At 63.9% G+C, this 3,361-nt stretch carries 4 protein-coding genes; all 4 read right to left on the reverse strand.

Annotation, left to right across the window (positions count from 1 at the left end):
* The coding region (gene ligD / locus AC1DY5_RS48115; RefSeq protein ID WP_478121411.1) for a non-homologous end-joining DNA ligase LigD at positions 1-1,018 on the reverse strand (1,018 nt) is incomplete at its 3' end.
* A 14-nt stretch (positions 1,019-1,032) separates the two neighbouring features.
* Complete coding sequence (locus tag AC1DY5_RS48120) at positions 1,033-1,338, reverse strand: ATP-dependent DNA ligase (protein ID WP_478121412.1); 306 nt, start codon at positions 1,336-1,338, stop codon at positions 1,033-1,035.
* A gap of 24 nt (positions 1,339-1,362) precedes the next feature.
* Complete coding sequence (locus tag AC1DY5_RS48125) at positions 1,363-2,109, reverse strand: hypothetical protein (RefSeq protein ID WP_478121413.1); 747 nt, start codon at positions 2,107-2,109, stop codon at positions 1,363-1,365.
* A 973-nt stretch (positions 2,110-3,082) separates the two neighbouring features.
* On the reverse strand, positions 3,083-3,361 hold a 279-nt coding region (locus AC1DY5_RS48130; RefSeq protein ID WP_478121414.1), incomplete at its 5' end, for a hypothetical protein.

A 3,361-nucleotide genomic window follows, 5' to 3' on the forward strand; every position in this document is an offset into this window, starting at 1 on the left:
CGACATGCAGCCCCTTGCCGCCGCTGGTCTTCAGCCACGCATCGAGCCCCAGTTCCGACAGCAGCGCGCGCAGCAGGACAGCCGCCTCCTGCACGTGCTGCCAGGACGTGCCTTCGCCAGGGTCCAGGTCGAAGACCATGCGATTCGGCTTGTCGATATTCTTGGCCGTCGAATTCCAGGTGTGGAACTCGATGACGTTCATCTGCGCCGCCGAGGCGAGCGCCTGCGACGTGCCGACCTCGAGCAGGGGGCTGTGCCCGGGCCACAGCTTGGGGTCCAGTTCCTTGATGCCGGGAATGCTGATCTTCTCGTCGTGCTTCTGGAAGAAGAGCTCGCCCGTCACACCGGTCGGGCCGCGCACCAGCGAGCAGGGCCTGCCCTTGAGATGGGGCATGATCCATTCGGCAACCGACTCGTAGTAGCGCACCAGGTCGAGTTTGGTGTGGCCCGAGCGTGGGTCGATCACGCGATCGGCGTTGCTCACGTTGATCCGACCGACCGCTGTCTTGCCAGCTGTCTTCACCGGGCCCGAATCCCCGAGCGTCTTGGCGGTCTCGCGCACGATCGCGCTGGCCGGCTTGTCGGTTCGCAGCGACACATAGGATGCATGCCGGATCTGCCCGTCAGGCGTCCATTCCGCGAAGGCGACCTCGGCGACGAGGCGCGGCTCGACCCATCGTTCGCTGTCGGCGACGCGTTTCGACCATCGACCCGGCATGGCGGCGCCGGCCGCGAAGGGTGACTTGGCGATTTCGATCTTGGCCAGCTTGCGCTTGAGCGCAGTGGCTTCTTCAGAGTCCCATCCGGTGCCGACGCTGCCGACCGACGCCAGTTCGCCATTCGGCGCGTGAACCCCCAGCAGCAGGCTCCCGATCTGAGGCGAACCGTCGGAGCGGTCTGTGTAGCCGGCCACCACGAATTCCTGGCGCTGATGGCACTTGAGCTTGAGCCAGGTCTCGGTGCGCCGCGAGGCATAGGGGGCATCGGCGCGTTTGGCGATCACGCCCTCGAGGTTCATGCGGCAGGCCGAACTCAGGACCGAAACCGGGGTCGGCTTCGAAGGCGGCGCTGAAGCGGATATTTTTCCGTCGACTTTTCGTCGAGAAGCGCCTTGAGCAATTGCCGGCGCGACACCAGAGCAACGTCGCGCAGGTCGTAGCCTTCGAAGTAGGGCACATCGAACAGGAAGTAGACGATCTGCGCATTGCCCGGACCATCGAATGCCTTCTGCAGCGCGTTGAAGCTCGGCAGGCCATGCGCGTCGAGCACCACGATCTCACCGTCCAGCCAGCTCGACTGGAGACCCAGGCTCTGCAGTTCGAGGACCAGCTTCGGCATCTTCGCCGACCAGTCGTGCCCGCCTCAGGTGAGCAGCAACGCCTTGCCGCCCTCGATGCGCGTCATGATCCGGTAGCCGTCGAACTTGATCTCGAAGAGCCATTGGCCTGCTGCGGGAACGCCCGTCGCGAGGGTCGCGAGCTGAGGGCTGATCCTGACGGGCAGCGGCGCCTTCACGGCGCCCGGCACCTCGGTGTCTTCGCTCTTGCGTGTGGGCCCGACCCGCTTCGTGGGCGCCTTCGCTGCTGCCTTGCCTGTTGGCGCCGCGGCCCGCAGGGGCTTCGCGATCACGCTGTCGGGCAGGGCGGAGACCACGTCGTAGTCGACTCTCGGCCGGGCAAACGGGTCGCGCTTCTTGAACAGGATCCACGGCTCCTGCTTTTCGCCGCCTTTGGCGATCTTGACCAGCTCCCACAGGCCGGCGAGCTTGTGGCCGCGCAGGTGGAACAGCAGCTTTCCCTTCTGCAGGCCCTCGCGCGGATCGCCCACCGGTTCCCAGGTGCCGTGTCCCAGACGACGACCGTGCCCGCGCCGTACTGCCTGGGCGGAATGGTCCCCTCGAACGATCCATAGGAAAGCGGGTGGTCCTCGACGTGGATCGCCATGCGCTTGTCGGCCGGGTCGAAGCCGGCTGGCCGCATGCTTCTGGATGACGAAGGAGAGCGCCTTGGCCTTGCTGGACTTGCGCTCGCCGCGCGGCTCGGACGTCACCGTGAAGTCGCGATTCGACCAGTACTTTTCGAGCGGATCGCGGCGGGTTTCTCGGGCCATGTCGAAATCTACGGGCAGCGCCTCGGCATGTCGAGGGCGCTTGCCGCGCCGGGGTGTCAGCGAGCCTGGATTCGGTGTAACCCGGATGTAGCTTCGCGAGAACGGACTCGTTTCGCTGGCTTTCTTGGCCCCAAGGGAGACAGCAGAGGCAATGGCTGGCCACCAGGAGGGGGGCGATCGAGGACCGACGACATCCCTCTCGAGAACGCCAGGCAAGCGCGATCGAAGTCGGCGATGGCCGCAAGATACTCGCGCCGCGCGGACTTCGAGCTCATGAACCCAGCCTTCCGGGCCGCAGGTAGGCCTGGAGCCGCTGCCAAGCCGTGTACAGGGCGAAAATGATCATGTCGATCTCCTTGAAGCTGCGCTAGCGCCTCCCTCGGATCGTCTGCCATCATGATCTGGCAACTCGGTATTTTTCCGCTAGATGTCGAMGAAGTCCGAGTCGCCATTCAGGCGTTTCGTGCGCCAGTCGTCAATGAACGCGCGAGATCGGTCGGAGAGGGAAGCGATTGCGCTCGCTCCATCTACATGCTTGCCGGCCAGCGCTATCCGATGCTCGTGGTGGTTCTTCCGATGCAGATCCGCGTGTCCGGAAATGACTCCGTCGGGAGTCGTCCGGTCCAACTCGACGACCACACGCCAGCCCTCGTACTCAAACCTATGAACTGCGCCGTTGGACATGGTCAGAATCTCCAAGTCGATCCCGCGCTTCCAAAGGTTTCAGGCCGCTTGGCACGATCGACGAACGCATGCACCGCTGTGTAACGGAATTGCGTTCGGTCGTTCAGAAGCTCCAGCGCAGTCGGAAGTCCCCGCTGCGCGAGGCGACCCCTGAACACCGATGGAAGTTAACTTGATCGCCTCGAATCTACAAGACGAGGCCTGCAAGGGGCCTTCAAGTATAGATAGATCTTCTATCGAGGCAATCTTTTATACGCTGATCCGCATCAGCAACGCAGTCGGGCGCGCCCTATCGAACCCTGACGATTGCCAGCGATTTCGAGCCCTCGTTGATGCCCGCGCGCTCGCAGACGTCCTCGAGCTCGGTGATGACGTCGTCCACTCGTCTTAGAAACTCCATGCGATCGCTGGGAGGGTTCTCCGTGACGAGGGCGCTGGACAAGCTTGCCAGTCGCTGCTCGCCGGCCAGACGCGCCCAGTGCCGGATCTCGCAGTAACAAAGCAAGGCCAGCCTTCCCAGGTCGGCATTCCTGCGTGCGTACACCATCTCACCGACGAGATCTTCCAG

The sequence above is a fragment of the Variovorax sp. P4_D9 genome (genome assembly GCF_056401695.1).